The organism is Enterobacter cloacae complex sp. GYL001 (genome assembly GCF_049237125.1).
GTDB lineage: Bacteria > Pseudomonadota > Gammaproteobacteria > Enterobacterales > Enterobacteriaceae > Enterobacter > Enterobacter hormaechei_C.
Window position 1 is genome coordinate 76,484 of record NZ_JBMKGW010000007.1, and the last position, 25,125, is coordinate 101,608.

26 protein-coding genes are annotated in these 25,125 nt (G+C 56.2%); 10 read left to right on the plus strand and 16 right to left on the minus strand.

Translation table 11 applies throughout. The features are described from left to right. Window positions 1–249 precede the first annotated feature (249 nt). Entirely contained in the window at window positions 250–2,679 is a 2,430-nt protein-coding gene (locus tag ACOTWU_RS14220) for a glucose/quinate/shikimate family membrane-bound PQQ-dependent dehydrogenase (RefSeq protein ID WP_032648171.1), read from the plus strand. Between the two features lie 86 nt (window positions 2,680–2,765). Here the strand turns inward: ACOTWU_RS14220 and pqqF are convergent, their stop codons facing one another. The 8 genes from pqqF to ACOTWU_RS14260 all read right to left on the minus strand — a co-directional run bounded on the left by pqqF (window position 2,766) and on the right by ACOTWU_RS14260 (window position 10,788). Beyond that, window positions 2,766–5,042 carry a pyrroloquinoline quinone biosynthesis protein PqqF gene (gene pqqF, locus ACOTWU_RS14225; RefSeq protein ID WP_421625781.1) on the minus strand — a complete coding sequence of 759 codons (2,277 nt, stop codon included), beginning with the start codon at window positions 5,040–5,042 and terminating at the stop codon, window positions 2,766–2,768. A 5-nt stretch (window positions 5,043–5,047) separates the two neighbouring features. Beyond that, window positions 5,048–6,190: a pyrroloquinoline quinone biosynthesis protein PqqE gene (gene pqqE, locus ACOTWU_RS14230; protein WP_022651046.1), complete on the minus strand. Its 1,143-nt coding sequence runs from the start codon at window positions 6,188–6,190 to the stop codon at window positions 5,048–5,050. After that, window positions 6,177–6,455, minus strand: a complete 279-nt coding sequence (pqqD, locus tag ACOTWU_RS14235) for a pyrroloquinoline quinone biosynthesis peptide chaperone PqqD (RefSeq protein ID WP_003857508.1) — start codon at window positions 6,453–6,455, stop codon at window positions 6,177–6,179. The genes pqqE and pqqD overlap by 14 nt, the downstream gene beginning before the upstream one ends. A 2-nt stretch (window positions 6,456–6,457) precedes the next feature. Continuing rightward, the gene (gene pqqC, locus ACOTWU_RS14240) at window positions 6,458–7,213 is read right to left on the minus strand and encodes a pyrroloquinoline-quinone synthase PqqC (protein ID WP_003857506.1); all 756 of its coding nucleotides are present in this window, start codon (window positions 7,211–7,213) and stop codon (window positions 6,458–6,460) included. A gap of 2 nt (window positions 7,214–7,215) precedes the next feature. After that, window positions 7,216–8,133: a pyrroloquinoline quinone biosynthesis protein PqqB gene (gene pqqB / locus ACOTWU_RS14245; protein WP_003857504.1), complete on the minus strand. Its 918-nt coding sequence runs from the start codon at window positions 8,131–8,133 to the stop codon at window positions 7,216–7,218. A 55-nt stretch (window positions 8,134–8,188) separates the two neighbouring features. After that, the gene (gene pqqA, locus ACOTWU_RS14250; RefSeq protein WP_002905689.1) at window positions 8,189–8,260 is read right to left on the minus strand and encodes a pyrroloquinoline quinone precursor peptide PqqA; all 72 of its coding nucleotides are present in this window, start codon (window positions 8,258–8,260) and stop codon (window positions 8,189–8,191) included. 138 nt (window positions 8,261–8,398) lie between these two features. Beyond that, window positions 8,399–9,418, minus strand: a complete 1,020-nt coding sequence (locus tag ACOTWU_RS14255; protein ID WP_040117583.1) for a dipeptidase — start codon at window positions 9,416–9,418, stop codon at window positions 8,399–8,401. A 104-nt stretch (window positions 9,419–9,522) separates the two neighbouring features. Continuing rightward, window positions 9,523–10,788, minus strand: a complete 1,266-nt coding sequence (locus ACOTWU_RS14260) for a Y-family DNA polymerase (protein WP_032609083.1) — start codon at window positions 10,786–10,788, stop codon at window positions 9,523–9,525. A gap of 317 nt (window positions 10,789–11,105) precedes the next feature. Here ACOTWU_RS14260 and ACOTWU_RS14265 point away from each other — a divergent pair, with 317 nt between their 5' ends. Beyond that, window positions 11,106–11,552 (plus strand): hypothetical protein, encoded by a 447-nt coding sequence (locus ACOTWU_RS14265; protein ID WP_015570635.1) that lies wholly within the window; start codon window positions 11,106–11,108, stop codon window positions 11,550–11,552. A gap of 67 nt (window positions 11,553–11,619) precedes the next feature. On the opposite strand, the gene yajD is transcribed toward ACOTWU_RS14265, so the two are convergent. After that, on the minus strand, window positions 11,620–11,967 hold the full coding sequence (gene yajD, locus ACOTWU_RS14270; protein ID WP_006808895.1) for an HNH nuclease YajD: 348 nt from the start codon (window positions 11,965–11,967) through the stop codon (window positions 11,620–11,622). A 207-nt stretch (window positions 11,968–12,174) separates the two neighbouring features. Between yajD and ACOTWU_RS14275 the strand changes: the two genes are divergently transcribed. Together ACOTWU_RS14275 and ACOTWU_RS14280 are read left to right on the plus strand one after the other, a co-directional pair. Next, on the plus strand, window positions 12,175–13,209 hold the full coding sequence (locus ACOTWU_RS14275; protein ID WP_017384559.1) for an LLM class flavin-dependent oxidoreductase: 1,035 nt from the start codon (window positions 12,175–12,177) through the stop codon (window positions 13,207–13,209). Next, window positions 13,202–14,149, plus strand: a complete 948-nt coding sequence (locus ACOTWU_RS14280) for a zinc-dependent alcohol dehydrogenase family protein (protein ID WP_017384558.1) — start codon at window positions 13,202–13,204, stop codon at window positions 14,147–14,149. Before ACOTWU_RS14275 ends, ACOTWU_RS14280 begins: the two co-directional genes overlap by 8 nt. Here ACOTWU_RS14280 and ACOTWU_RS14285 read toward each other — a convergent pair. Continuing rightward, on the minus strand, window positions 14,146–15,186 hold the full coding sequence (locus tag ACOTWU_RS14285) for an AI-2E family transporter (RefSeq protein ID WP_252049299.1): 1,041 nt from the start codon (window positions 15,184–15,186) through the stop codon (window positions 14,146–14,148). The two genes, ACOTWU_RS14280 and ACOTWU_RS14285, sit on opposite strands and share 4 nt — an antisense overlap. 132 nt (window positions 15,187–15,318) lie before the next feature. On the opposite strand from ACOTWU_RS14285, the gene ACOTWU_RS14290 reads away from it, so the two are divergent. The 3 genes from ACOTWU_RS14290 (at window position 15,319) to mdtI (ending at window position 16,286) form a co-directional block, all read left to right on the plus strand. Further along, complete coding sequence (locus ACOTWU_RS14290; protein ID WP_006808891.1) at window positions 15,319–15,489, plus strand: hypothetical protein; 171 nt, start codon at window positions 15,319–15,321, stop codon at window positions 15,487–15,489. 118 nt (window positions 15,490–15,607) lie between these two features. After that, window positions 15,608–15,970 (plus strand): multidrug/spermidine efflux SMR transporter subunit MdtJ, encoded by a 363-nt coding sequence (mdtJ, locus tag ACOTWU_RS14295; RefSeq protein ID WP_047735010.1) that lies wholly within the window; start codon window positions 15,608–15,610, stop codon window positions 15,968–15,970. Then, window positions 15,957–16,286: a multidrug/spermidine efflux SMR transporter subunit MdtI gene (gene mdtI / locus ACOTWU_RS14300; RefSeq protein ID WP_003857463.1), complete on the plus strand. Its 330-nt coding sequence runs from the start codon at window positions 15,957–15,959 to the stop codon at window positions 16,284–16,286. The genes mdtJ and mdtI overlap by 14 nt, the downstream gene beginning before the upstream one ends. A 5-nt stretch (window positions 16,287–16,291) precedes the next feature. Here the strand turns inward: mdtI and ACOTWU_RS14305 are convergent, their stop codons facing one another. From ACOTWU_RS14305 to ACOTWU_RS14325, 5 genes are all read right to left on the minus strand, one after another. Further along, window positions 16,292–17,113 carry a trypsin-like serine peptidase gene (locus ACOTWU_RS14305; protein WP_003857461.1) on the minus strand — a complete coding sequence of 274 codons (822 nt, stop codon included), beginning with the start codon at window positions 17,111–17,113 and terminating at the stop codon, window positions 16,292–16,294. 102 nt (window positions 17,114–17,215) lie between these two features. Continuing rightward, window positions 17,216–17,299: a hypothetical protein gene (locus tag ACOTWU_RS14310; protein ID WP_057979992.1), complete on the minus strand. Its 84-nt coding sequence runs from the start codon at window positions 17,297–17,299 to the stop codon at window positions 17,216–17,218. A gap of 92 nt (window positions 17,300–17,391) precedes the next feature. Continuing rightward, window positions 17,392–17,697, minus strand: coding sequence for an acid resistance repetitive basic protein Asr (gene asr, locus ACOTWU_RS14315; protein WP_003857459.1), 306 nt, complete (start codon window positions 17,695–17,697; stop codon window positions 17,392–17,394). Window positions 17,698–17,846: 149 nt separating this feature from the next. Beyond that, window positions 17,847–19,331, minus strand: a complete 1,485-nt coding sequence (locus tag ACOTWU_RS14320; protein WP_015570631.1) for a carboxypeptidase M32 — start codon at window positions 19,329–19,331, stop codon at window positions 17,847–17,849. Between the two features lie 74 nt (window positions 19,332–19,405). Continuing rightward, window positions 19,406–20,659 (minus strand): MFS transporter, encoded by a 1,254-nt coding sequence (locus tag ACOTWU_RS14325; protein WP_017384556.1) that lies wholly within the window; start codon window positions 20,657–20,659, stop codon window positions 19,406–19,408. A gap of 121 nt (window positions 20,660–20,780) precedes the next feature. Here ACOTWU_RS14325 and ACOTWU_RS14330 point away from each other — a divergent pair, with 121 nt between their 5' ends. The 3 genes from ACOTWU_RS14330 to bioD all read left to right on the plus strand — a co-directional run bounded on the left by ACOTWU_RS14330 (window position 20,781) and on the right by bioD (window position 23,853). Beyond that, entirely contained in the window at window positions 20,781–21,686 is a 906-nt protein-coding gene (locus ACOTWU_RS14330; RefSeq protein WP_032653407.1) for a LysR family transcriptional regulator, read from the plus strand. 121 nt (window positions 21,687–21,807) lie between these two features. Further along, window positions 21,808–23,028 carry a sugar metabolism global transcriptional regulator Mlc gene (mlc, locus tag ACOTWU_RS14335; RefSeq protein ID WP_003857451.1) on the plus strand — a complete coding sequence of 407 codons (1,221 nt, stop codon included), beginning with the start codon at window positions 21,808–21,810 and terminating at the stop codon, window positions 23,026–23,028. A gap of 129 nt (window positions 23,029–23,157) precedes the next feature. Continuing rightward, window positions 23,158–23,853: a dethiobiotin synthase gene (gene bioD / locus ACOTWU_RS14340; RefSeq protein ID WP_015570628.1), complete on the plus strand. Its 696-nt coding sequence runs from the start codon at window positions 23,158–23,160 to the stop codon at window positions 23,851–23,853. On the opposite strand, the gene clcB is transcribed toward bioD, so the two are convergent. Next, a complete protein-coding gene (gene clcB / locus ACOTWU_RS14345) occupies window positions 23,788–25,098 on the minus strand; it encodes a voltage-gated ClC-type chloride channel ClcB (RefSeq protein WP_126499290.1) in 1,311 nt (436 codons plus the stop codon). The two genes, bioD and clcB, sit on opposite strands and share 66 nt — an antisense overlap. Window positions 25,099–25,125 lie beyond the last annotated feature (27 nt).

Genomic DNA, 25,125 nt, shown 5'->3' on the forward strand with positions numbered 1-25,125 from the left:
ATCGCATAAGCCGGAACTGACTGGTCAAATATTCTGGTATTGGCGAATTACAGAGTGATATCCCATTTTTTTATTTTGTTATGTTCCTGCACTTTAGTGAGTTTTCTTTTTTTCCGACAGAATACATTTTGTCTACATTATAATTTTAATTTATGATTCGCACACGAACAATTGATGTTGTGCGGGGTTTTAGCATCGTGGCAGTCAATAAAACCCTGCTGTTATAAAGTAATCAGGAGATTCATTTTTATGTCAGACAATAATCCCCGCCCATCCGGCTGGTTAGGCCCGTGGTGCCTGCTGGTGGGTGTGATACTTCTTGTAACGGGGCTCTTTTTTGCCATCGGCGGTTTTAAACTGGTTTCCCTGGGGGGGAGTTGGTATTTTCTCATCGCCGGGGTTATCACTCTGCTCTCTGCGATTCAGTTCTTCCGCCGCAAGTCCTCTGCCGTGGGGCTGTTTGCCCTGGTGTTTCTTGGCACCCTGATTTGGGCATTTTTCGATGCCGGGCTCGATTTCTGGCCGCTGGTTTCCCGTTTAATGGTACCCGCCGGGCTGATGGTGCTGGCAGCCGCTACCTGGCCTGCATTGCGTAAACGTGAAGGAAAACCGTCCTGCGCAAAAGGGGCCGTGGGGGTCTGCGCGGTCCTTATTATCGCCATGGGCGTCACCTTTGTTCAGATGTTTCAACCCCATCCGACCGTGCCGTTTAGCGGTGAAAAACGCCCGCTGGTGCCGGTAAAAGATGATGCGAAACAGCAGAACTGGGATCACTACGGTAATACGGCTGGCGGTAGTCGCTTTGTGGCGCTGGACCAGATAACCCGTGACAACGTGAAAAACCTGAAACCGGTCTGGACCTACCATACCGGTGACGTACCGGAAAGTCCGGACGGCAATGGCGCAGAAGATCAGCAAACGCCGCTACAGGTTGGCGATCGTGTGTTCCTCTGTACGCCGCATAACAACGTGATCGCCGTGGATGCCGATAGCGGGAAAGAGATCTGGAAAGCGGAAATCAACGCCAAGTCTGCAATCTGGATGCGCTGCCGTGGCCTGGCGTACTTCGATGCCACCAAACCGCTGGCACAGCCAACGGTAGCTGGCTCCACGCCAGTTCTGCCAGCGCAGGTCGCACCGGGCGCTGCATGCCAGCGCCGTATCCTGATGAATACCATCGACGGTAAGCTGATCGCGTTAGACGCCGATAACGGCAAGTTCTGCCCGGACTTCGGCACTAACGGCAGCGTTAACCTGCATGAAGGGATGGGCGACGCGTCAGATCCCACCTACGTGCTGACGTCGGCCCCGACGCTGGCGGGTACGACGGTTGTCGTTGGCGGCCGCGTTGCGGATAACGTCAGCACCGATATGCCGGGAGGCGTTATACGTGGTTATGACGTGATCACCGGCCAGCTGCGCTGGGCGTTCGACCCGCGTAATCCGGATCCGAACTATGTTCTGAAGCCGGGCGAACACTACAAACGTAGCTCTGCAAACTCCTGGGCCCCTATGTCCTGGGATGCGTCGATGAATACCGTGTTTATCCCGATGGGAAGTTCCTCTGTCGACCTGTGGGGCGCTGACCGTATTCCGGAAGATCATAAATACGCCACCTCAATCCTCGCGCTGGATGCGACTACCGGGAAAGAGAAGTGGGTATACCAGACTGTACATAACGACCTCTGGGATTTCGATATCCCGATGCAGCCGAGCCTGGTTGATTTCCCGACAAAAGAGGGCAACAAGCCCGCGGTGGTGGTGGGCACCAAAGCAGGGCAAATTTATGTTCTTGATCGCCTGACGGGTAAACCGCTCACTGAAGTGAAAGAGGTTCCGGTAAAACCAGCGGATATTCCACGTGAACAGTACCCGGCAACGCAGCCGCGCTCTGTGGGAATGCCGCAGATTGGCGCGGAAACCCTGAAAGAATCGGATATGTGGGGGGCGACGCCGTTTGACCAGCTGGCCTGTCGTATCAGCTTCAAATCAATGCGTTATGACGGTCTGTACACGATGCCGGGAACCGATATTTCCCTGAGCTTCCCGGGCTCGCTGGGGGGAATGAACTGGGGTAGTCTGTCCACGGATCCGAACAACCAGTACATCTTCGTCAACGACATGCGTCTGGGTCTGTGGGTCCAGCTGATTAAACAAGATCCGCAGAGCGCGGTGGCAAACACGGGCGGTGAAGCCGTGAACGCCGGGATGGGCGCTGTTCCGATGAAAGGAACGCCGTATTCGGTCAACAAAAACCGTTTCATGTCACCGCTGGGCATTCCGTGCCAGAAACCACCGTTTGGCTCTCTCTCCGCGATTGACCTGAAAACGCAGAGAATCGTCTGGCAGGTGCCGGTCGGTACCGTTCAGGATACCGGTCCGTTTGGGGTAAAAATGCGCATGCCAATGCCTGTCGGTATGCCGACGCTGGGCGGTACGCTGGCCACGCAGGGCGGTCTGGTCTTCATTGCGGGAACCCAGGATTACTACCTGCGCGCCTTTGATTCCTCTACGGGGGAAGAAGTGTGGAAAGCGCGTCTCCCGGTGGGTAGCCAGGGCGGACCTGTCAGCTATGTATCACCGAAAACCGGCAAACAGTACATTCTGATCTCTGCCGGCGGTGCACGTCAGTCGCCGGATCGTGGTGACTACGTGATTGCCTACGCGCTGGATAAATAACAGCGAAATAAGCAGCCCGGCCCCGTCATAGTACGGGGCTTTTTTTTGACTAAAAACTACGCACAGGAAGAAAGCGGCGGTTCCGGTCAGCCCGTGAAAAGCACCCGCCAGCGTCGGCGACGGCGAGTCATCTCGCGCCATAGCGCGATTATCTCGTCAGGTTGCAGGGCATCAATAGCCTGCGGTGTTAACACCGGCAAACCATAGCGCTGGCGCAGGGCGGCCACTGCCGTGGCGCTGGCATCCATCGGTGAGCGGATCTGCGTCGCCAGCTGCTGTCGCAACACGCTAAACGCTGCCTCATCGCACGGCGTCAGCTCACGCAAAAATCGTTTGCAGCAACCCAACAGGTTCACGGGAGAACGGTCAGGCGACTGTAACGCCAGCAGCAGGCCATCGCGATCGGCAATACGCTGATAACGACAGCTGACCACGTAGCCAATCTGCTGTTCCACGCGCAGGCGCTGGAAAAATTGCGGTTCGCAGCATAACGCCAGCATCCGCAGCGCGGCGAGCGACGCGCCCGGCGGCAGGGGAATAAACACCAGCAGCGCCGAATCCGCGCTGGCGTGCGGGATGTGTTCGATCCCGCCGGGACAACCGCTTAACGGCAACGGCTTAGCGTTAACCGGCGTCCGGAGCAGGCCAAGCTGCCGGGCTAACCCGTGCGCGTGTCCGGCGCTGCCGCCAACTAACGCCGCCAGCCAGCCGTCCCGTGGCGGGTCCGATGCCAGACGTTCAGGCAATTGCTGAAGCAGCTCACGGATGGCAATGCCTTCTGGCACTGGCGTAATCGCCGGAGCGGGGTGGGAGAGGCGATCGATTATCGCCCCGATGATGGGTTCCGCCGTCACCACGGCGTCAGGAAGCCGCAGCGTGAGCTGCCAGCTACCGTCAACCGTTTGCCACTCGCCGCTGCCGTCGATATGGCGCAGTTCAGCAAGAAGAGGGCGTAACTGTTTGCCCATCGCCACCCCCTGTGACCTGTCCACGCGCGAATAAAAAGGCCTGCGCAGGATCAGCGTCGGCGGTTGTGTCTGCGCCGACAAATGCAGCAGTGGAGCGGCTTCTGACGTCGGGGCTGGCGCAGCATACCTGGCAGTCTGCGGGTAGAAGGAAAACGCGATGGGGCTATCATCTGCAACCGGCTGGCGACGCCAATGGCTAAGCGGCAGGGCAAAACCCTGGCTGGCAATAATTTCAGCGGTTTCCATTTTTTTGCAGGCCAGATACGAGGTGGGCGCCGCCAGTAAGTCAGCACAGAAGGCGGAAAAACCTACGGGCGCCGCGCCGGGCGCAAAACCAAATGCCCGCTGGCGCAGCTGCTCCAGCGTCGGCAGGGCGCTGAAACGCTGCTGTGCCAGCCGATAATAATGCCGCTGCTGCTCATCCGTCGTTTGCTGTAGCGCCCGTAGCCAGTGGGTAATATGCGGGTCAATGTCCTCGGGCCGTTCGCTATCAACCGTTAGCGCCAGCCAGCCGTAATCGTCATCCTGATAAAGCCAGTTCAGGGCTACCTCTTCTGCCAGCCCGCGCGCCCGTAGCCCGGCAATCAGGCTTCCGGGGGCGTCGTCCAGTAAAAACCCCCGAAATAAAGTGACGTTGTCACTTTTTCGGATTAACGGACAACGCCACAGTGCGGGTCGCTCCGTCACCGCCAGCTGATAATCTGCTTCAGCGCTAAGACGCAACGGGGGAGCGGTTTCAGGCATGCCTCCTGACGCAAAACCTGACGCAAACGTATGGGCAAGCTCGGCCAGCGCATCCAGCGTTTGCGGCCCTTGCAGCCACAATTGCAGGTGTCCGGCCACATAATAGCGACGATGAAAGTCGCGCAACGCGGCTTGCAGCGATACCGGGTCCTGCCCGAGAGACTCCTTGCTACCCACCTGAAAACGGCGAAAAACCGCGGGTTCTTCCATCGCGTGGCGCGCCGCCGCTTCGCGCCTGGCGGAATCATGTTGCTGGATGAGCCGGTTTTCCGCATCAATGACCGCCACTTCGCGCTGTATGTCATGCGGTGAAAGCAGCGGCGCCTGCAACATATCCCGCAGCCGCGCGACGCCGTTGGACAGGTTATCGGCGGCAACGTCGAAGAAAAAAGCGCTGTGGCGAGCCAGCGTGGTGGCATTGACGCTGCCGCCCTGGCGCTGGACCCAGGCCATAAGTCGATCATCGCCCTGATAGCGCTGGCTACCGCGGAACAGCAGGTGCTCAAGCAAATGCGCCAGACCGGCGAAGCGCGGTGGCTCGTGATGGCTTCCGGCACTCACGCGCGCCAGCGCCGCCGCGCGTGTCGCCTGCGGCTGATGCACCAGCGTTGCGCGCAAACCGCCTGCCAGTTCCACGATGCGGGTGGTCATTATCGTTACAGTTCCCGGGTTTTATAGATAAGCTGAGAACGGGTACGGTTGCGGAACTGAAGCTGACCGATCTTCATATCACTACAGGCTGCTTCGCGGCGCGCCTCGAGGATTTTATGATGATGCGGCGATTTGCTGCACACCGGATCGGCGTTATCAGCATTCCCGGTGAGCATAAAGGCCTGACAGCGGCAGCCGCCGAAGTCCTTCTCCTTTTCATCGCAGGAGCGGCACGGCTCCGGCATCCAGTCAAACCCGCGATAGCGGTTGAAGCCGAAAGAGTCATACCAGATGGATTCCAGGCTCTGCTCAAGCACCGACGGGAAATCCACCGGCAGCTGGCGCGCGCTGTGGCAGGGCAGCGCCGTGCCTTCCGGGGTCACGCTGAGGAAAATCGACCCCCAGCCGCCCATACAGCCTTTTGGCCGCTCTTCGTAATAATCGGGGGTGACGAACAGCAGGTTGGTCAGATTGCCGCTGGCGGCCATTTTTTGCCGATATTCGGCAACCACGCGTTCCGCGCGGGCGATCTGTTCCCGCGTCGGCAGAAGCCCCTGACGATTAAGGAACGCCCAACCGTAGAACTGGCAGGTGGCAAGTTCGACATCGTCGGCGTCCAGTTCGATGCACAGCTCGATGATTTTATCGATCTGATCGATATTATGTCGGTGCAGGACGAAATTCAGCACCATCGGGTAATCACGGGCTTTGACCGCTTTGGCCATCGCCAGCTTCTGCTGGAAGGCTTTTTTATTCCCCGCCAGCGCAGCGTTGAGCACTTCATCGCTGGCCTGGAAGCTAATCTGGATATGGTCCAGACCGGCCTCGCTGAACGCGTCGAGTTTGCTTTCCGTCAGGCCAATTCCCGAGGTGATCAGGTTGGTATAAAAACCGAGATCGCGGGCGGCGCGGATCAGCTCCGGCAGATCTTTACGCGTCAACGGTTCGCCGCCGGAAAAACCTATCTGCACGCTGCCCATCGCCCGCGCCTGGCGGAAAACCTCAATCCACTGTTCGGTGGTCAGCTCCTGATCCTGCCGGGCAAAGTCCAGCGGGTTAGAGCAGTAAGGACACTGTAGCGGACAGCGATAGGTCAGCTCCGCCAGCAGCCACAGCGGTGGATTGACGGCGGGTTTATTCTGGCTCACGGAAAATAATCCACTTCTGTTGATAAGCGATTTGCAGGAATTCTACGACGTCGTCATCCACGCCGCCGGCTTCCGGGAACCGTTCGTTGAGTATGGCAATGATGGCCGCCGCGTCGCGTTGGCCATCGACCAGTTCGAGGATCGCGGCCGCGGTCTCATTGAGTTTAGCCATGCCTTCCGGATAGAGGATGACATGGCTGTCCTGAGCGGCTTCCCATTGCAGGCGATAGCCGCGACGAAAGGCGACGATGGAGTTTTTTTGCATGCTTATACCAGTCGGGTTGTGTGCCAGGCCGCTTTGTCGGTGACCGTGTGATAAGGCGGACGCTGTAGCGCGTAGGCCATGGTCATCGCGTCGAGCATCGACCACAGGATATCGAGTTTGAACTGAAGGATCTCCAGCATTCGATTCTGCTTTTCCGCGCTATCGCAGTAACGCTTCGCCAGCTCCAGACCGTGTTCAACGTCGCGGCTGGCCTGGCTGAGGCGGCTGCGGAAATAAAAATAGCCTTCCTCTTTGATCCACGGGTAGTGCTGTGGCCAGCTGTCGAGACGCGACTGATGGATTTGCGGGGCGAACAGTTCGGTGAGCGAGCTGCATGCCGCCTCCTGCCAGTTGGCGCGGCGGGCGAAGTTAACGTAAGCGTCGACGGCGAAACGGACGCCGGGCAGCACGTGGCGTTCGCTGATTAAGTCCTCGCGGCTGAGCCCCACGGCTTCGCCCAGCTGTAGCCAGGCTTCGATACCGCCGTCATGACCGTTGCTACCGTCGTGATCGAGGATCCGCTGCACCCATTTGCGACGCGTGTGCGGATCCGGGCAGTTCGCCATAATTGCCGCGTCTTTCAGCGGGATCGTCGTCTGGTAGTAAAACCGGTTCGCCACCCAGCCCTGGATCTGCTCGCGGCTGGCCTCGCCGTTATGCATCGCGATATGGTACGGATGGTGAATATGATAGTAGGCGCCTTTCGCCCGAAGGGCGTGCTCAAACTCTTGCGGCGAGAGCGTTTCGCGAATGTGCATAGTTAGTCCTGAAGCGTGATGTTCATCCCGTCCCAGCTCACTTCTATTCCCTGCTGCGCAAGGGCGTGACGCTGCGGCGACTGCTCGTTAAGGATCGGGTTGGTGTTATTAATGTGGATCAGAATCTTGCGCTTTGCCGGCAGCGAGGCCAGCAGCGCCATCATGCCGTGTTCATCGCCGAGCGCCAGATGCCCCATGTCGCGGCCGGTATTGCGCCCGACGCCGGTGGCCTGGAGTTCATCGTCCTGCCAGACGGTGCCGTCAATCAGCAGACAGTCCGCTTTTTTAAGCCACGGCAGGATGGCGTCATCGGGTTCACCGAGACCCGGTGCGTAGAACAGCGTCTGACCGTTGCGGCGGTTTTCGATAAACAGCGCCACGTTATGCCCCGGCAGCGGGCGGTCGCGCCACGGCGAATAGGGCGGCGCGTTACTGGCGATGGGGACAGCGGTAAACTGCAAATCAGGGCAGGCTTCCACGCTAAAGGCGGTGAGCGGCGCGATCGGGTGGTGAATCAGGCCACCGTTCCAGTGCCGGAGCATGGTAAAAATCGGGAATCCGCTGGAAAGATCTTCATGCACCTCCGGCGTACACCATACCTGATGCGGGCACCCCTCGCGCAGGCTGAGCAGCCCGGTGGTGTGGTCAATCTGGCTATCGGTGAGAATAATGCCGCCAATATGCGTGCCGCGCAGAACCTCTTTCTTATTCAGTTCTGGCGTATGGGCAATCTGCTGGCTGATATCGGGGGAGGCGTTACACAGCACCCACTCTTTGCCGTTATCGCTGACGATGATCGACGACTGGGTGCGAGGGGTCGCCTGAAGGGTACCGTCGCGCAAACCCTGACAGTTGGCGCAGTTACAGTTCCACTGGGGGAAACCACCGCCAGCGGCGGAACCGAGGACTTTTATAAACATGAAGATGGGCCAGGTAGTCAAACAAAAATGCCCGCACGGATGGCGGGCAGAGCGATTAGCGGTTGGAAATGTACAGGGTCACTTCCAGGCCAAGACGTAAATCAATAAAAGCAGGTTTCTTCCACATCGTTTTTTCCTCTTTAAAAATGCAGCACTAACGCCATTGTTTGTGCCAGTTTTGTGATGGTCATCAAATAATGCGTCACAGGAGGGCAAAGCTCAACCCGAAAGATGTAAGGAATTAACTTAATGTTTACAACGTAACCTATTGTTGCCAAACATTTTGCAATACCTTTTGCCAGTTGCCCCACAGCAGCTTATTCAGCACAAATTGATCATAGCCGCTGTCACGCAACGCGCTGATTAGCCGCGGTAAACCACTCACATCGTGTAAGTCATCAGGCAACGTAATGCCGTCAAAATCGGAGCCCAGCGCGACATGATCGTCACCCATGATGTTAATAAGATAGTCGATATGACGAACGATTGTGCTCAGCGGGGTATCGCTATCGCGTTTACCGTCGGCGCGCAAAAACGCGTTGCCGAAATTGACGCCTGCCACGCCGCCGCTGTCGCGGATAGCCAGCAGCTGCCGATCGGTCAGATTGCGCGGTTGCGGGCATAGCGTATGGGCGTTGGAATGGGTGGCGACCAGCGGTGAAAAGGAATGACGAGCGGTATCCCAGAACGCTTTTTCATTCATATGCGAAACGTCAATCAGCATGTTCAGGGCGTTAGCGTGCTTAATGAGGGCGATACCCTCAGCGGTAAGCCCTGGGCCGCTGTCCGGGCTGCCGGGAAACGCCCCGTTAACGCCGGTGCCAAAACGGTTAGCAATGTTCCAGAAAGGCCCAATGCTGCGCACCCCGGCGGTATAGAAAGCCTGTAGATCGTCTCCCTCGCCGTCAAAACCGCCCGCGCCCTCAATATGCGCCACCATCGCCAGCACTTTATCCTGACGGCAGCGTTCGATATCCGCCGCGCTCAGGCACAATCGCGCCCGGCCATCGGAGTGGGCGACAAGCTGCTTAAGGATCGTCAGCTGCTGCCAGAGAATGTCGACCGGCTGCCACGGCTCGCTGGCGTATTGTGGCGCCATGCGGGCGATATACTCCTGCGGCGGCACGAATAGCGCGAACAGCCCGCCGGAAAATCCGCCTTGCTGCATGCGTGGATAATCGAGGTGTCCCGTCTCAATGCCGGAGAAGAAGGCCGTTACCGGATCCTGGCGATGGTGAAGCCATAAATTAAGCAACAGGTCATTGTGACCATCAAAAATCGCCATAGCGCATCCCACTGTCTTTTATTGCTGCGAAAGTTGCCTGGCACGATAACCGATTTGTCCGGTCCGGCAAGGGGAAAATTACAACTTAGCAGCAATTGTTAATATCACTTAACAGTGAGGAGATCCGCAAAGCGGGTGGTGTAGCGGGGTGAAAGCATTTCCCGTTTCATCTGCCACGGCTGCTGTATACCCTGTCCCGCGAAGTAAAGCGTGCCACGGCCATTTTCAGCATTCAGATGGTCTAATACATCCATTAACTTTTGGCTGTTTTTCCTGGGTGCGTTGTCGTCAAACAGATTAAGTTGCGCGACGCCCTGGCTATAAAAATCTCCCAGCATCACTCCGGCTTTCTGGTACCGATGGCCGTTCTTCCAGACCGCATCCAGACAACGAACTGATGCGCCGATAATATCCCGGCTATCCTGGGTTGGGGTGAGCAGTTTTACCGACGCGCTATTGCCATAATATGGCTCGTTAAGCGCGAAGGGCGAGGTTTTAACAAATACGGAGATAAAGCGGCAATGCTGATGCTCATTGCGAAGTTTTTCTGCTGCCCGGGCGGCATAACTACAGATGGCCTGGCGTACATCGTCATATTCCGTGATGCGTTCGCCAAACGAGCGCGAACAGACGATTTCTTGCTTTACCGGGGCAAACTCTTCCAGTTCAAGACACGATTCGCCCCGTAATTCACGCACCGTTCTCTCCAGCACGACATTGAAATGTTTTCTTATGAACCGGATATCGGTGTCTGCCAGTTGCAGGACGGTCTTAATCCCCATCATCTCAAGCTTCTTCGCTATGCGACGTCCTACCCCCCAAACGTCTTCGACGGGTAGCGCCGCCATCAGCTTTCTCTGACGATCCACATTGGATAAATCAACAACGCCTCCCGTCTGGCGCTGCCAGCGTTTCGCCGCGTGATTTGCCAGTTTCGCCAGCGTCTTTGTGGGTGCGATGCCCACCCCGACGGTCAGATGGGTGCGTTGCAGTACGGTCGCTCTCATTTCATGCCCAAAATCGGAAAGATCGCGACAATTACGCACGCCGGTAAGATCGCAAAAGATCTCATCAATTGAGTATATTTCGCTACGAGGCGACATCTCTTCAAGCGTGTTCATTACCCGGTTGGACATATCCGCGTAAAGTTCATAATTACTGCTGAAACAAACCACGCCATGATGCCTGAAGAGATCTTTCTGTTTGAAGTACGGTTCACCCATTTTCACAAAGGGTTTGGCTTCAGCGGAGCGAGAGATGACGCACCCATCGTTATTGGACAACACGACCACCGGTCGTCCCTTCAGGTCCGGGCGAAAAACCGTTTCACAGGAAGCATAGAAAGCGTTCACATCACACAGTGCAAACATGGTCAGCTCGCAGATGTCACGATACAGGTCACTACGCCGCGAGCCTTCGTGGGCGCGCTTATACGTTCATTCAGAACGTAAGAAACAGGGTCATTGAATAGGGGAAGGGCCACGCTCCGGCGTCGCTCTGATGGCGTGAAAAACTGCATGATGATCACCGTCAATTAATACTGTATTTATATACAGTATTGTATATCGATAGCAAAGATCAAGGGTAACAAGGCATCATGGCGTACGGGCGTAGAAGGGTAATTATCACGACCAGACTATTTGGGTATACTTCTTCACTTATAACTATGCATGTCAGGTAACTAAATATGCGGGAGAGCATTAACGTTCTTTTTGTGGTGCTGTCTTTTGTGGCACTGATTATGCTGATACGCTTTTTCGTCAGGCGTATTCGGCATCCAACGCGCATCGTTGCCGACAACCGGGGAATGAAAAAAATCTCAACCCATCCTGTCTGGTTTGGCGGCTCGTCAGGTAAAACCTACTTTTATGATGAGCAGTATTTATACGAGGTTATAAAGAGCAGCACCCGTAAAATTGAGCTGGCGACTATCATAAAAATTAAACCAGGCTCGATAGTGATAAATAACAGGCGGATCTGGTCTGTGACTTATCTTGAGGGAACCCGTGAAAAACAGGTGCAATTTTATAATAATCTGACGGTGTTTAATCAAAACTTCGCTGCGTTTTTAGAGGCAGTAAAACGCGTGAACCCTGAGGCAGATATTAAAGCCGTGTCATTGTTCAACCTGTGACTGGAATACAACATATGTGGCTTTCTGACTGCCCATACGACAGGTATGGGCAGTGAAGCCGTCGATATTACTTCTTCTTGTTCATCATCGCCTTGAGATCGGCAAAGGGGTTAAACGTGGCGACACCCACGTCTTTTTGCGCATCCTCACCCGCGACAACGGTGGTGCCATACTGATCCGCTTCGGTGTACTTTGAGTGTTCGTGATCGTGACAAAACAGGCACAACAGCTCCCAGTTACTGCCATCTTCCGGGTTATTGGTGTGATCGTGGTCGATATGGTGAACCGTGAGTTCACGAAGATTTGAATAAACAAACTCACGCGAGCAGCGTCCACAAACCCAGGGGTAGATTTTTAGCGCTTTTTCACGGTAGCCGCTTTCCAGCCGTGCGTAGTTTTTGGGGATCAGAGCCATTGCTGATGTTACCTGTTAAAAAGAGAATAGTTCACACTATATCCCATTATGAGATGTCAGGAGAATGCCTCCTCTGCGGGAAGGCAGCGTGCGATTTGCGTATTTCTGTCAGTTTATTTGAAGCATTCCGTTAAATAATCACCATTTATTCTCATTCGTTAATGCGTAGAGTAGGGATAACGCAATGCTTTATCAGGATACTCCACTATGAAAAAGATCGGATTTTTGTCGTTTGGTCACTGGACGCCGTCACCCCAGTCCGGCACGCGAACCGCGGCTGACACGCTGCTACAGTCCATCGATCTGGCGGTCGCCGCCGAAGAGCTGGGCGCGGACGGGGCTTATTTCCGTGTGCATCACTTTGCCCGCCAGCTCAGTTCGCCATTCCCCTTGCTGGCGGCAATAGGCGCGAAAACCAAACGCATTGAAATCGGGACGGGCGTGATCGACATGCGGTATGAAAATCCGCTGTATATGGCGGAAGATGCTGGCGCGGCAGATCTCATCTCCGGCGGGCGATTACAGCTTGGTATCAGCCGGGGTTCCCCGGAGCAGGTGATTGATGGCTGGCGTTATTTTGGTTACGTGCCGCAGGAAGGGGAAAACGAATCTGATATGGCGCGCCGCCACACTGAGGTACTGCTTGATGTATTACGCGGTGAAGGGTTTGCAAAGCCTAACCCACAGCCGATGTTCCCAAACCCGCCGGGATTGTTGCGTCTGGAGCCGCATTCAGAAGGCTTACGCGATCGTATCTGGTGGGGGGCTGGCTCTAATGCAACGGCAGTATGGGCGGCAACACTGGGGATGAACCTGCAAAGCTCAACGCTGAAAGATGATGAAACCGGCGAGCCGTTCCATATTCAGCAGGCAAAACAGATCCGTGCCTACCGACAGGCCTGGGCTGAGGCAGGGCATACCCGTCAGCCACGCGTTTCGGTCAGCCGCAGTATTTTTGCCCTGATGGACGATCGCGACCGGATGTATTTCGGCTCAAGCCGCAATGAGAGCGACAGCGTGGGCTATCTGGATGAGAAAACGCGGGCCATTTTCGGACGCAGCTATGCCGCAGAGCCAGACAAGCTGATTGAACAGTTGAAAAAGGATGAAGCGATCGCGGAAGCGGATACGCTGTTACTTACCGTGCCGAATCAGCTGGGCGTGGAATACAACGCACATGTGATCGAGTCCATCCTGAAACATGTCGCACCGGAAATGGGATGGCGCGATCGCAATGCTTAATCTGGCCCTCTGGTATCGCCGGTTTGGTGAGCCTGAATCGGTACTGCAAGCGGAAACTACACCATTGTCGCCGCGACAGCCGGGAGAGATACGTGTGCGCATGCTTTTTTCCCCGGTGAACGCCTCCGATCTCATCCCCATCACCGGAGCATATCGCCATCGCACGCCGCTGCCTGCGATAGCCGGTTATGAAGGGGTCGGAATAGTGACCGAAACGCCCGCCGCTTATCCGGCGCTGCTGGGCAAGCGGGTCCTGCCGTTACGGGGGCAGGGAACCTGGCAGCGCTATGTCGACTGCCCGGCGGCGTATGCGGTTCCCGTCCCGGACGACGTCGACTCGCTACTTGCCGCGCGGGCGTATATCAACCCGCTTGCCGCACAGATGATGCTGGACCGCTATCCTCCGGTCGGGAAAACGGTGCTGCTCACCGCTGCCGGTTCTGACTGCGCCGTTCTGCTCGGGCAATGGGCACGCCAGGCGGGTGCGGAGGCGGTTTACGGGATCCATCGTTCGCCCGTGCACGCTCAACGTCTGGCTGAAATGGGGATCGTCCCGATTGCGCAACATGATACGACCGCCGTCAACGCTGCCGCCGCGCAAGCGGAGGTGGTGTACGACGCCACGGGCGGCAGTCTGGCGGAGACGATCCTGAGCGTGATGCCCGAAACCGGCACCTTTGTCTGCTACGGGCTACTCTCCGGGCAGACCTTCCGGCAGCAGCGGCCGTTGCCGCGCGTGGCGTGGTTTCACATTCGTAACTATCTGGACGCGCTGAGCGCTGAGGCGTGGCAGGCGGAGTTTCGGCGCATCTGGCCTAAACTGCGCGCCAGCCAGTGCAGCGATGTCACCCTCTACCCGCTGTCGGAATGGCAGCGGGCAGTGGGCAACTATCGCGAAGCGGGAAGAACGGGTAAGCCCATGCTCTCGATGGACAATTAATCGGCCTTATGGCTCATGTCGCTCAGCAGTACAGCGATACTTTGTCCACCGGCGGTCTGCTCCAGGCCAATTTTGACAATAATTGTCAGCGGAACGGAGAGCAGCATGCCGACAGGCCCGAGCAGCCAGCCCCAGAAAATCAGGGACAGGAACACAACAAGGGTTGAAAGCCCCAGCCCGCGTCCCATTATCCGTGGTTCGAGAATGTTCCCGAAGACAAGGTTAATCACCAGATAGCCTGCCAGCAGAATCAGGGCATCATACAAACCGCTGAAAACCAGCACCTGAAGGATAGGGGGGATCGCCGCCAGCACGGAGCCGATGTTAGGAATATAGTTGAGCGCAAAGGCCAGCAGCCCCCAGACAAAGGCAAAACGCACATCCAGCGCGGCGAGCATCCCCCAGACCACTAATCCCGTCACCAGGCTGATGGCCGTTTTCAGCACCAGATAGCGTGAAACGCTGTCGAGCGCGCGCTGAATGGCGCCCATTCCCTCTACCGGACGCACCATGATGTGCTGGAGCTTTGCAGGCAGCTGTGGAACTTCCAGCAGCATAAACACAATTGTCAGGAACAGCAGGAAAATCGAGGTCATGGCGTTGGAGAGTTGTGCCAGCAGGCTGGTGACAATCGTCATGGCGGCATTCGGATCGATGTATTTAAGCAGTTCCTCAACCGAGACTTCGATACCCGCGCGTTGCAGCCAGGGTTCAATTTGCAGCAGCGGGGTCGCCAGGGAAGAGCGGTATGTCGGTAGCGTCCGCGCCAGCTCGTTCAGGGAGGTTCCCAGATAGGCGACTAACAGCACCATCGCAACGATAATAATACTGATAAGCAGGCTTATCGCCAGCACACGCGGGATGCGTAGCCGCACCATTCGCTGCACCAGCGGATTGAGGATCACCGCGATAAAAAGCGCCAGGATAAAAGGCACGATGATATCGGCCGCAAAACGAACGCCGGTCAGAATGATCATCAGCATGCCCAGCATGATGACGATCTTAAGCCCGTTGAGGGTGATAATAGGTTTGGCCATGGACGTTCCTGAACAGTTTTTTATTTATAATAGAGGGGAAAGCGGATTAAAAAAACTAACCAAAATCAAACAGACTGGGTAAAGAAATGAAAAGGCTTTGAGTAAATTCCTGGCTTATGATACAAATCAGGCGTGTTCAACTACCGAGGACAATTTTCATCCGCAAAGACGAGAAGCAACACCGCGGATAATTGTAATTTTATGGACAATTTGTTCAGGACGTATTTTTCAAACAACTCTGCTCTGTTTTCAACCTCCCTCTGCCTGCTTTCTGGTGAGCAACACTGGCGTTCCGCGCTATAGTCACGTCTTCTGCCTGAGCTGGCGCTATGCGCTTAGCTAACTGATTTAATTCCCAATTTTTTGGTTTGCTGTCCGCAGCGAGCCTCGATGGATTATATTCTCAAGCAGGAGAAAAAACATGTTTTACTGGATTTTATTAGCTCTGGCGATCGTCGCTGAAATTACCGGCACCTTGTCGATGAAATGGGCAAGCGTGAGTGATGGCAGCACCGGTTTTATTTTGATGCTGGTCATGATTACGCTTTCCTATATTTTCCTCTCTTTTGCGATTAAAAAAATCGCGCTGGGCGTGGCATACGCATTGTGGGAAGGTATTGGTATTTTATTGATTACGCTGTTTAGCGTCATGTTATTTGATGAAACCCTGACGACAATGAAAATTGCCGGGCTGACGACCCTGGTCGCAGGTATCGTGCTGATTAAATCGGGTACACGCAAACCGGCAAAACAGCAGAAGGAGCAGACCCATGCAGCAGTTTGAATGGATCCACGCGGCCTGGCTGGCTTTCGCCATCGTTCTGGAAATTATTGCCAACGTCTTTCTGAAGTTCTCCGACGGTTTTCGTCGCAAAGCCTACGGCCTGTTATCGATTGCCGCGGTTCTGGGGGCGTTTAGCGCCCTGTCACAGGCGGTGAAAGGCATCGATCTGTCCGTAGCCTATGCGCTGTGGGGGGGCTTCGGTATTGCCGCCACCCTGGCGGCAGGCTGGATTATGTTCGGGCAGCGTTTAAACAATAAAGGCTGGATAGGGCTGGTATTACTGCTCGCCGGCATGATCATGATTAAACTGGCCTGAGTGACCTACTGCTGCGCCAGGGCTTCCAGCCGGTCGCGAAAACCGGTCACCGACAACGCCCGGTTATCGGCGCGCCAGCGGTCTTTCGCCGCTGGCGCAGAACTCTGAACGCCAATCAGCTGCCAGCCGTTATCGGTTTTTAACATCAGGGGCGATCCGCTATCACCCGGTAGCGTATCGCACTGATGCGACAGTACGCTGTTTTGCGCCCAGCCCGTCACCACGCAGTCCGTATGGGTGTACAGCGAATCGAGGTGATCAACAGGATAACCTGATTGCGTCACTTTTCGATCGGCGGCTTTCAGGGCGGCGGTGAGCGCGGCCTTATCGCCATCAAAGAGCGGCAGCGGGGTGATCCCGGACGGCGGATAACGTAAAACGATCAGCCCGAAATCCCAGGAGGCCGCCCCGGGCGGCACAATCCAGCCATCGCCATCCGGTTTCAGGCGTTTGCCAAGCGACGGATCCACACGCCCCTCAATACCGTGAATTTCGTAGCGCCATATTCCTTTTTGCGACACAAAGCGCAGGGCGATTGCTTTATCCGGTTTGCCTTCAGGCGGCATTAACAGGCAATGACCCGCCGTCAGCGCAAGGCGTGGCGTAATGAGGGTTGCGGTACATAAATTGCCGCTGGCGGTTTCCAGTTGCCCGATGGCATCCCAGGGCGATTCGGTAGGATCGGTGACACGCGTACGATCGTCATGACCAAAAAACAGCGTCTTTACCTCTTTGGCGCTAATGGCGTCATCGTCGCCATCATCCGCATGTGAAAAGCCAGCAAAAAGGCTAAACGTTCCCAGTAACAACACAACAGATTTACGCATATCACACTCTGGTGGGGGTAATTATGATTATTAAAAGTGAACCCTATGAAAATACTATAGACGCGACGGCGAGAAAGTGGGAGTAAAATCAGCGTGCTACATTCAGGAAAGATAAAAGTGGCTGGCGATGAGCGCGCATAAAATTAGCAGGATAAGAATGAACTCAAACCGATAGCGCCGCAGCATACGCCCTCCGGATAAAAAAACGGCGCTGACCGCAAACCCGTTCAGCGCCGGTTTACCAACGTGCCCCGAAGGGCACGGTTAAGCTTGTACTCTTACGCTGCTGGCTGTGCAGCAGGTTTAGCCGCTTCGTGTTTTGCTGCTTTTTTGTGATGCTTTTTAGCCGCCTGGGCTTTCTGCTCTACCGCAGGTTTTGCCGCTTTTTTGTGGTGCTTTTTCGCGGCCTGCGCTTTCTGTTCTGCCGCTGGTTTAGCCGCTTTGTGATGTTTTTTATGGTGAACCGTTTTGGCCGGAGCAGCGGTGGATGCCGCAGGCGCTGCGGTGGCGGTAGTTTCAGCCGCGAATGCAGCGGAAGACAGACCCATAGCAGCGGCAACAACCAGAGCTAATACTTTTTTCATTTTCATACCCTCGAATTTGGTTTCTCATTTAACCCCACTGCGGGGCCGTTGAAATAACTATATCCCTGTAAATTCGGGGTTTCCGTGAGTGATTGGTATCGGCGTGTAACCATATGTACAACGCCAGGGTGGACCCCCGGCGCGTTCGGTTACAGGTAGCGGGACGTCAGGTGTTCGCGGAAGTAGCGGATATTCAGATCTTCACCCGTGGCCTGGGTGATGAGCTGCGACGTGCTGAAACGGCTGCCGTGCTGCCAGATATTCTGACGCAGCCAGTCAAACAGCGCCGAGAAATCGCCCCCGGCAATGGATGCCTGCAACCCGGGCAGCGCAGTTTTGGCGGCATGGAACAGCTGTGCCGCATACATTGCCCCCAGCGTGTAAGACGGGAAGTAGCCAAAACCGCCGTCGGTCCAGTGGATATCCTGCATACAGCCGTTGCGGTAGTTATCTTTGGTGGATAACCCAAGCCAGGCCTGCATTTTCTCATCCCATAACGCGGGAATATCATCGACTTCAATTTCGCCATTGATTAGCGCGCGCTCGATCTCATAGCGCAGCACCACATGCGCCGGATAGCTCACTTCATCCGCATCAACGCGGATATAGCCCGGCTTCACGCGCTGGTTCCAGGCAATAAAATTCTCTTCGCTGAATGCCGCCTGGCTGCCGAAACGGGCATGAACCGCCGGAAGCAGATGCTTCAGGAAAGCGTCGCTGCGGCCCAGCTGCATTTCAAAGAACAAGCTCTGGGATTCATGGATCGCCGTAGAGCGCGCCAGCGCAACGGGCTGGCCGGCCCACGCTCGCGGAAGGTTTTGCTCGTAGCGGGCATGTCCGGTTTCGTGGATCACGCCGAAAAGCGCGCTGAGCAGTTCATCTTCATCGTAACGCGTGGTGATACGCACATCTTCCGGCACGCCGCCGCAGAATGGGTGGGCGCTAACGTCCAGACGACCGCCGTTAAAATCGAAGCCAAGCATTTTCATCGCTTCCAGGCCCAGCTCGCGCTGCGTGGCGGTCGGGAAGGGACCCTGTGGCGGAACGAACGATCGTTGAGCCTGTTTTTCCACAACCTTTGCCAGCAGCTCCGGCAGCCAGGACTTCAGATCGCCGAACAGCACATCCAGGCGAGCGCTGGTCATGTCGGGTTCAAAGATATCCAGCAGCGCGTCGTAAGGCGTGCAGCCTTTAGCCTCAGCGCGCAGGCGGGCCTCTTCACGACTGAGTTTCACCACCTCTTTCAGGTTGGCTGAAAAGCCCTGCCAGTCGTTGGCCGGACGCTGAGTGCGCCACGCGTGTTCACACCTGCTGCCCGCCAGCGATTTGGCCTCCACCAGCGATTCCGGCAGTAAAGTGGCCTGCTGGTAGTGGCGTGTCATTTCGCGCAGGTTGGCTTGCTCAACGTCATTCAGATCTTCGTCTGCCGCCGCCGCCAGCCATTCACCCACTTTTTTATCGGTCAGGATCTGATGTTGCAGGACGCTCATCTCCGCCAGCGCTTCACCGCGCGCGGCGCTGCCGCCTGGCGGCATCATGGTGAACATGTCCCAGCTGGCGATGGAGGAGAGGTGCGAGAAGCGGGAGAGGCGCTGGAAGGTGCGGGTGAGTTGTTGATAGTTATTGTTTTTCATGAAGTCCTCGTGTCTGAATCAGCCGATGACAAAAATTAGCATCGGCTCGATTTAAACACGAAGAGGGCTGAATGTTAATGCAGTCGTTTATGCAGGCTCGCGCCCACCAGCAATGCCGCGCACAACATCAGCGCGATAAATCCGCCCACGCCGTTCCAGCCGTAGTTATGCCAGAACACCCCGCCGAGCGTACCGGCTATGCTGGAACCAAGATAGTAACTGAACAGATACAGTGACGAAGCCTGACCTTTAGCGCGGCGCGCGCGTGGGCCAATCCAGCTGCTGGCAACGGAATGCGCGGCAAAGAATCCCGCAGAGAAGAGCAGCATTCCGGCAAAAATCAGCCACAGGGAAGAGAAAAGCGTCATTAGCAGTCCGAACAGCATCACGGCGGTGGAAACCAGCATCACCGGACCACGACCGAAGCGCGCGGTCATGGCGCCCGCTTTTGGCGAACTCCATGTCCCGGTGAGATATGCCACAGAGAGCAAACCCACCAATGCCTGACTAAGATGCCACGGTGAAAGCATCAGACGATAGCCGATGTAATTAAACAGCGTCACGAACGAGCCCATCAGCAGGAAACCGGTCAGGAACAAACGGGGCAGCCCTTGATCGCGCCAGTGCAGACGAAAGTTGATAAATAACGTTTTCGGACGCAGGGAGGTCGGGCGGAAATGGCGCGATTCCGGCAGGATTTTCCAGAACATCAGCGCCGAAGCGAGGGCGAAGCAGCCGATAACGGCCAGCGCAATGCGCCAGTTAAAGAAATCAGTAAACACACCGCTGAGCAGGCGTCCGCTCATCCCGCCGATAGAGTTCCCGCTAATGTACAGCCCCATGGAGAAGGCCACGAAGCTCGGGTGGATCTCCTCGCTGAGATAGGTCATCCCGACCGCCGCCACGCCGCTGAGGGATAACCCAATCAGCGCGCGCATGACCAGAATGCCGTGCCAGCTGGTCATCATGGTGGACAGCAAGGTACACACGGAGGCCAGCATTAACGCCGTTACCATGACCTGCTTACGTCCGATGGCATCCGAAAGTGGCCCGGTGAACAGCAGACCGATCGCCAGCATCCCGGTTGAAATGGAGAGCGAAATACTGCTGCTGGCTGGCGACACGCCAAATTCATGCGACAGGACCGGCAGGATCGGCTGAACGCAGTAGAGCAGGGCAAAAGTGGCGAGACCCGCTGAGAAGAGCGCCAGCGTGACGCGCATAAACTGGGGGGTACCACGTTTAATAAACTGAACCGGCTGCGGTGCTGCGGGTAAATCATCGATGTCGCTGGCCGGCGCGATATCAACGGTCGTTGTACGGCTCACACATAATCCTTGCTTAAACATCCCCGTGGTTTCTGGTGACGGGTATGACCACAAGATTAGGGTAGGAAAATGTAAATATTCTGTCTAATATATTAATAATCTCAAATGATACTTTAAAAATATGAATATCGAGCTGCGCCATCTGCGCTATTTTGTCGCCGTCGCCGAAGAGCTGCATTTTGGTCGTGCGGCGGCAAGGCTGAATATCTCTCAGCCACCGCTAAGCCAGCAGATCCAGATCCTGGAGCAGCAGGTCGGGGCGCGTCTGCTGGCGCGAACCAACCGCAGCGTGAGCCTGACGGCGGCGGGAAAACAGTTTCTCGCCGATAGCCGGCAGATCCTGAGTATGGTGGAGGACGCCGCCGCCAGAGCGGAACGGCTTTATCTTGGGGAGACGGGGGAGCTGCGCATCGGGTTTACCTCATCGGCCCCCTTTATCAGCGCTGTTTCACAAACGCTATCCTCGTTTCGCCGTAACTTTCCGGATGTGCATATTCAGACGCGCGAAATAAATACCCGGGAGCAGATATCGCCGCTTAACGAAGGATCGCTCGACCTGGGGCTGATGCGTAACACGCAGTTGCCTGATACCCTGGCGTGGCAGGTGATCCTCCGCGAACCGCTGATGGCGATGATCCCCCGGGATCATCCGCTCGCCGCGCAGCACAGCGTCTCGCTGGCTGAACTGGCGAAAGAGCCGTTTGTCTTTTTTGACCCACAGGTGGGTACCGGGTTGTATGACGATATTCTTGGTCTGATGCGGCGATATGGCCTTGTCCCGACTATCGCGCAGGAGGTGGGGGAAGCCATGACGATCATTGGTCTCGTTGCCGCAGGGCTTGGCGTATCGATTCTCCCGGCCTCATTTAAACGGGTACAACTGGCGGAAATGCGCTGGGTGAAGATAGCCGAGCAGGATGCAGTCTCAGAGATGTGGCTGGTGTGGTCTAAACATCATGAACAGAGCCATGCGGCACAGCGTTTCAAAGAACAATTAATTACCGCTTCTCGCGGGCGTTATTTATAGGGAAAAGTAGGCGAAAATGTGCAGTAAATCACATGGCTAAGTAAAAATTTGACGTCAGCCATTGAAGTGCTTCACCATAGCCCTCAGTTTATTTCGAAGCTCGAAAATAAGGGAGTACGAGGTGGTTGCTGATAGTCAGCCAGGGCATATCGATCAGATCAAGCAGACCAACGCGGGTGCCGTTTATCGCCTGATTGATCAGCTTGGTCCGGTTTCGCGTATCGATCTTTCGCGCCTGGCACAACTGGCACCCGCCAGTATTACCAAGATTGTCCGCGAAATGCTGGAAGCCCATCTGGTTCAGGAAACAGAAATTCAGGAGCCGGGCAGCCGTGGCCGTCCGGCGGTAGGGCTGGTGGTGGAAACGGAAGCCTGGCACTACCTGTCGCTGCGGATTAGCCGCGGGGAAATCTTCCTCGCGCTGCGCGACCTCAGCAGCAAGCTGGTGGTGGAGGACCGGCTGGAACTCCCGCTTAATGCAGAGCAACCACTTCTCGATGCCATTCTGACCCACATCGACCAGTTCTTTATTCGTCACCAGCAGCGTCTTGAACGTTTAACGGCGATTGCGATCACCCTGCCGGGAATTATTGATACCGAAAATGGCATTGTTCACCGCATGCCGTTTTATGAAAACGTCAAAGAGATGCCGCTGGGCGACGTGCTGGAAAACCACACCGGTGTGCCGGTCTACATTCAGCATGATATCAGCGCCTGGACGATGGCGGAGGCATTGTTTGGTGCCTCCCGGGGCGCGCGCGACGTAATTCAGGTGGTGATTGATCATAACGTTGGCGCAGGTGTGATCACCGACGGGCGTCTGTTGCATGCTGGCAGCAGTAGCCTGGTGGAGATCGGCCATACGCAGGTCGATCCGTACGGAAAACGCTGCTACTGCGGTAACCATGGCTGTCTGGAGACGATTGCCAGCGTCGAAAGCGTGCTGGAGCTGGCGCAGGTGCGGCTCAGCCAGTCGATGAGCTCCACGCTGCACGGTCAACCGTTAAGCGTCGAGGCACTGTGCGCTGCGGCAAGGCAGGGCGATCTGCTGGCGAAGGACATTATTACCGGCGTGGGCAATAATGTCGGGCGCATTCTGGCCATTATGGTGAACCTGTTTAACCCGCAAAAAATACTGATCGGCTCCCCGCTCAGTCAGGCGGCGGATATCCTCTTTCCGGCGATTTCCGCCTGCATCAATCAGCAGGCGCTTCCCGCGTACAGTAAAAACATCGTGGTCGAGAGTACGCAATTTTCCAACCAGGGTACGATGGCCGGCGCCGCGCTGGTAAAAGATGCGATGTACAACGGCTCGTTACTGATTCGTTTGCTACAGGGCTAACTCTTTTCCAGAGATGTACGAAAAATTGCGCTATCTCAAGCCCGGTAGCGCACGCATCCCGTAGACTTTCCCCACTGAATTATTTACCTGGTTTATATTTTGAAGCATACCCAAGAGGTGGAATGAGTCATGCTTAAGCGTTTCTTTATTACTGGTACGGATACGTCTGTCGGGAAGACAGTCGTATCCCGCGCGTTACTTCAGGCCCTGGCGGCAAGCGGTAAACGCGTTGCAGGATACAAGCCGGTTGCAAAAGGCAGTAAAGAGACGCCAGAAGGGCTGCGCAATAAGGATGCCCTGGTTCTGCAAAGCGTCTCGTCTCTGGAACTGCCTTATGATGCCGTTAATCCTATCGCCTTAAGCGAAGAGGAAAGCAGCGTCGCTCACAGTGGGCTTATCAACTACAGCCTGCTTTCTGATGGCCTGGCAAATCTGAGTGAAAAGGTTGACCACGTTGTCGTTGAAGGGACCGGCGGCTGGCGCAGCCTGATGAACGATTTACGTCCCCTTTCCGAATGGGTGGTGCAGGAGCAGTTGCCGGTGATTATGGTCGTGGGCATTCAGGAAGGGTGCATCAACCATGCCTTGCTGACGGCGCAGGCTATCGCTAATGACGGCCTGCCGCTGATTGGTTGGGTGGCGAACCGTATTAACCCGGGCCTTGCGCACTACGCTGAAATCATCGATGTGCTGAGCAAAAAGCTGCCTGGCCCGCTGGTGGGCGAACTGCCTTATCTGCCCCGCGCCGAGCAGCGCGAATTAGCGCACTACATCGATCTCTCGGCTTTCGGCGGTATGCTGGCCGTAGATCGAGTCGTGGCGTAGCGTTCTCGACAATACCGACGCCACAACACAGGCAACCAGCAAACCGGGAAGTAAAAAATACTGCCCGGTCATCTCACATACCATCAAGGCCGACATGATTGGCGCATGCGTTGTGGCGGCGAGCAGCGTCGCCATACCCGCCAGCCCGAGCAGGATCGCCGTCTCAGAGCCAGGAAACCACAGCGCAAAGATCTGCGCAAACAGCATTCCCGTTGCCATACCGACGAACAAGGTTGGCGTGAACACGCCTCCCGGCGCGCCGGACCCGCTGCTTGCCAGCACCGCCAGCAGCTTGCAAATAAAGACGCCAGCAATCACCGACAGCAGCGGCGGTGACTGCAAAAACGCCTGAACCACGCTATAGCCATTCCCCCATACCTTCGGCGTTAGCAGCGACAGCAGCCCGACGATCAGACCACCCAGCGCCAGCTGCCACGGCGGTGAAAGTTTGAGACGCAGAAACAGCCTGTGGCTGGCCGCCATCAGCGACATCAGCAGCGGGCCGCAAACGCCAGCCAGCAGACCCACGCCAACGATCAGGAAATAATCCACCGCCGTAAGCATCTCGCTGAGATGGACATCATATAGCGTATTCGCGCCGGGACTTAACAGGCGCGTGGTCAGCAGGGCCACTACAGCAGCAATCACCACCGGGCCGAGGGAGGCCAGCATCAGCGTGCCAAACAGGATCTCTGCGATAAACAGGCTGCCCGCCAGCGGCGCATGATAGGCGCTGGCCATCCCGGCGGCGGCACCGCAGGCGATCCACAGTTTCCATTCGGATTTCGGCGTACAACGTTGTGCAAAAAAGGAGGCGGCGAGGGCGGCGAGCAGGATCATGGCGCCTTCACGGCCGATGGCGCTGCCGCTGGCGACCACCAGCAACGACGCGAGGGATTTCACCAGGCTGGCGCCGTAATCAAACTGGCCGTCACCCGTCTCAAGCGCTTCCATATAATCGGTGGGGGCGTGGGGACGTTGTGCCGTCATGCGCTGCCATCCCCACAGTAGCATTCCCGCGGCCAGACCACCCAGCGCAGGCGTCAGCGCCCGCCGCCAGGGCGATAACGCGGCTGCGGCGTTCACCAGACTTCCGCTTTCGTTGCTGAGAAATAGCCACTCCAGCAGATACATGCTGTGGCGGAACACCGCAACGGCCAGCGCCGCCAGCACGCCGGTGACGGTAGCAATCAGGAGACGACGAAACATCGCGCGGATGTCGGGGTAAGCGTGAAGACGTTGCATGAAGTCGTGATTTAACGGGGACGATAC

Coding starts and splice junctions, on each gene's coding strand:
- ACOTWU_RS14220 (WP_032648171.1), top strand. CDS start 250: ATGTCAGACAATAATCCCCGCCCATCCGGCTGGTTAGGCCCGTGGTGC.
- pqqF (WP_421625781.1), bottom strand. CDS start 5,042: ATGACCACCCGCATCGTGGAACTGGCAGGCGGTTTGCGCGCAACGCTG.
- pqqD (WP_003857508.1), bottom strand. CDS start 6,455: ATGCAAAAAAACTCCATCGTCGCCTTTCGTCGCGGCTATCGCCTGCAA.
- pqqC (WP_003857506.1), bottom strand. CDS start 7,213: ATGCACATTCGCGAAACGCTCTCGCCGCAAGAGTTTGAGCACGCCCTT.
- pqqB (WP_003857504.1), bottom strand. CDS start 8,133: ATGTTTATAAAAGTCCTCGGTTCCGCCGCTGGCGGTGGTTTCCCCCAG.
- ACOTWU_RS14255 (WP_040117583.1), bottom strand. CDS start 9,418: ATGGCGATTTTTGATGGTCACAATGACCTGTTGCTTAATTTATGGCTT.
- ACOTWU_RS14260 (WP_032609083.1), bottom strand. CDS start 10,788: ATGTTTGCACTGTGTGATGTGAACGCTTTCTATGCTTCCTGTGAAACG.
- ACOTWU_RS14265 (WP_015570635.1), top strand. CDS start 11,106: ATGCGGGAGAGCATTAACGTTCTTTTTGTGGTGCTGTCTTTTGTGGCA.
- yajD (WP_006808895.1), bottom strand. CDS start 11,967: ATGGCTCTGATCCCCAAAAACTACGCACGGCTGGAAAGCGGCTACCGT.
- ACOTWU_RS14275 (WP_017384559.1), top strand. CDS start 12,175: ATGAAAAAGATCGGATTTTTGTCGTTTGGTCACTGGACGCCGTCACCC.
- ACOTWU_RS14280 (WP_017384558.1), top strand. CDS start 13,202: ATGCTTAATCTGGCCCTCTGGTATCGCCGGTTTGGTGAGCCTGAATCG.
- ACOTWU_RS14285 (WP_252049299.1), bottom strand. CDS start 15,186: ATGGCCAAACCTATTATCACCCTCAACGGGCTTAAGATCGTCATCATG.
- mdtJ (WP_047735010.1), top strand. CDS start 15,608: ATGTTTTACTGGATTTTATTAGCTCTGGCGATCGTCGCTGAAATTACC.
- mdtI (WP_003857463.1), top strand. CDS start 15,957: ATGCAGCAGTTTGAATGGATCCACGCGGCCTGGCTGGCTTTCGCCATC.
- ACOTWU_RS14305 (WP_003857461.1), bottom strand. CDS start 17,113: ATGCGTAAATCTGTTGTGTTGTTACTGGGAACGTTTAGCCTTTTTGCT.
- ACOTWU_RS14310 (WP_057979992.1), bottom strand. CDS start 17,299: ATGCTGCGGCGCTATCGGTTTGAGTTCATTCTTATCCTGCTAATTTTA.
- asr (WP_003857459.1), bottom strand. CDS start 17,697: ATGAAAAAAGTATTAGCTCTGGTTGTTGCCGCTGCTATGGGTCTGTCT.
- ACOTWU_RS14320 (WP_015570631.1), bottom strand. CDS start 19,331: ATGAAAAACAATAACTATCAACAACTCACCCGCACCTTCCAGCGCCTC.
- ACOTWU_RS14330 (WP_032653407.1), top strand. CDS start 20,781: ATGAATATCGAGCTGCGCCATCTGCGCTATTTTGTCGCCGTCGCCGAA.
- bioD (WP_015570628.1), top strand. CDS start 23,158: ATGCTTAAGCGTTTCTTTATTACTGGTACGGATACGTCTGTCGGGAAG.
- clcB (WP_126499290.1), bottom strand. CDS start 25,098: ATGCAACGTCTTCACGCTTACCCCGACATCCGCGCGATGTTTCGTCGT.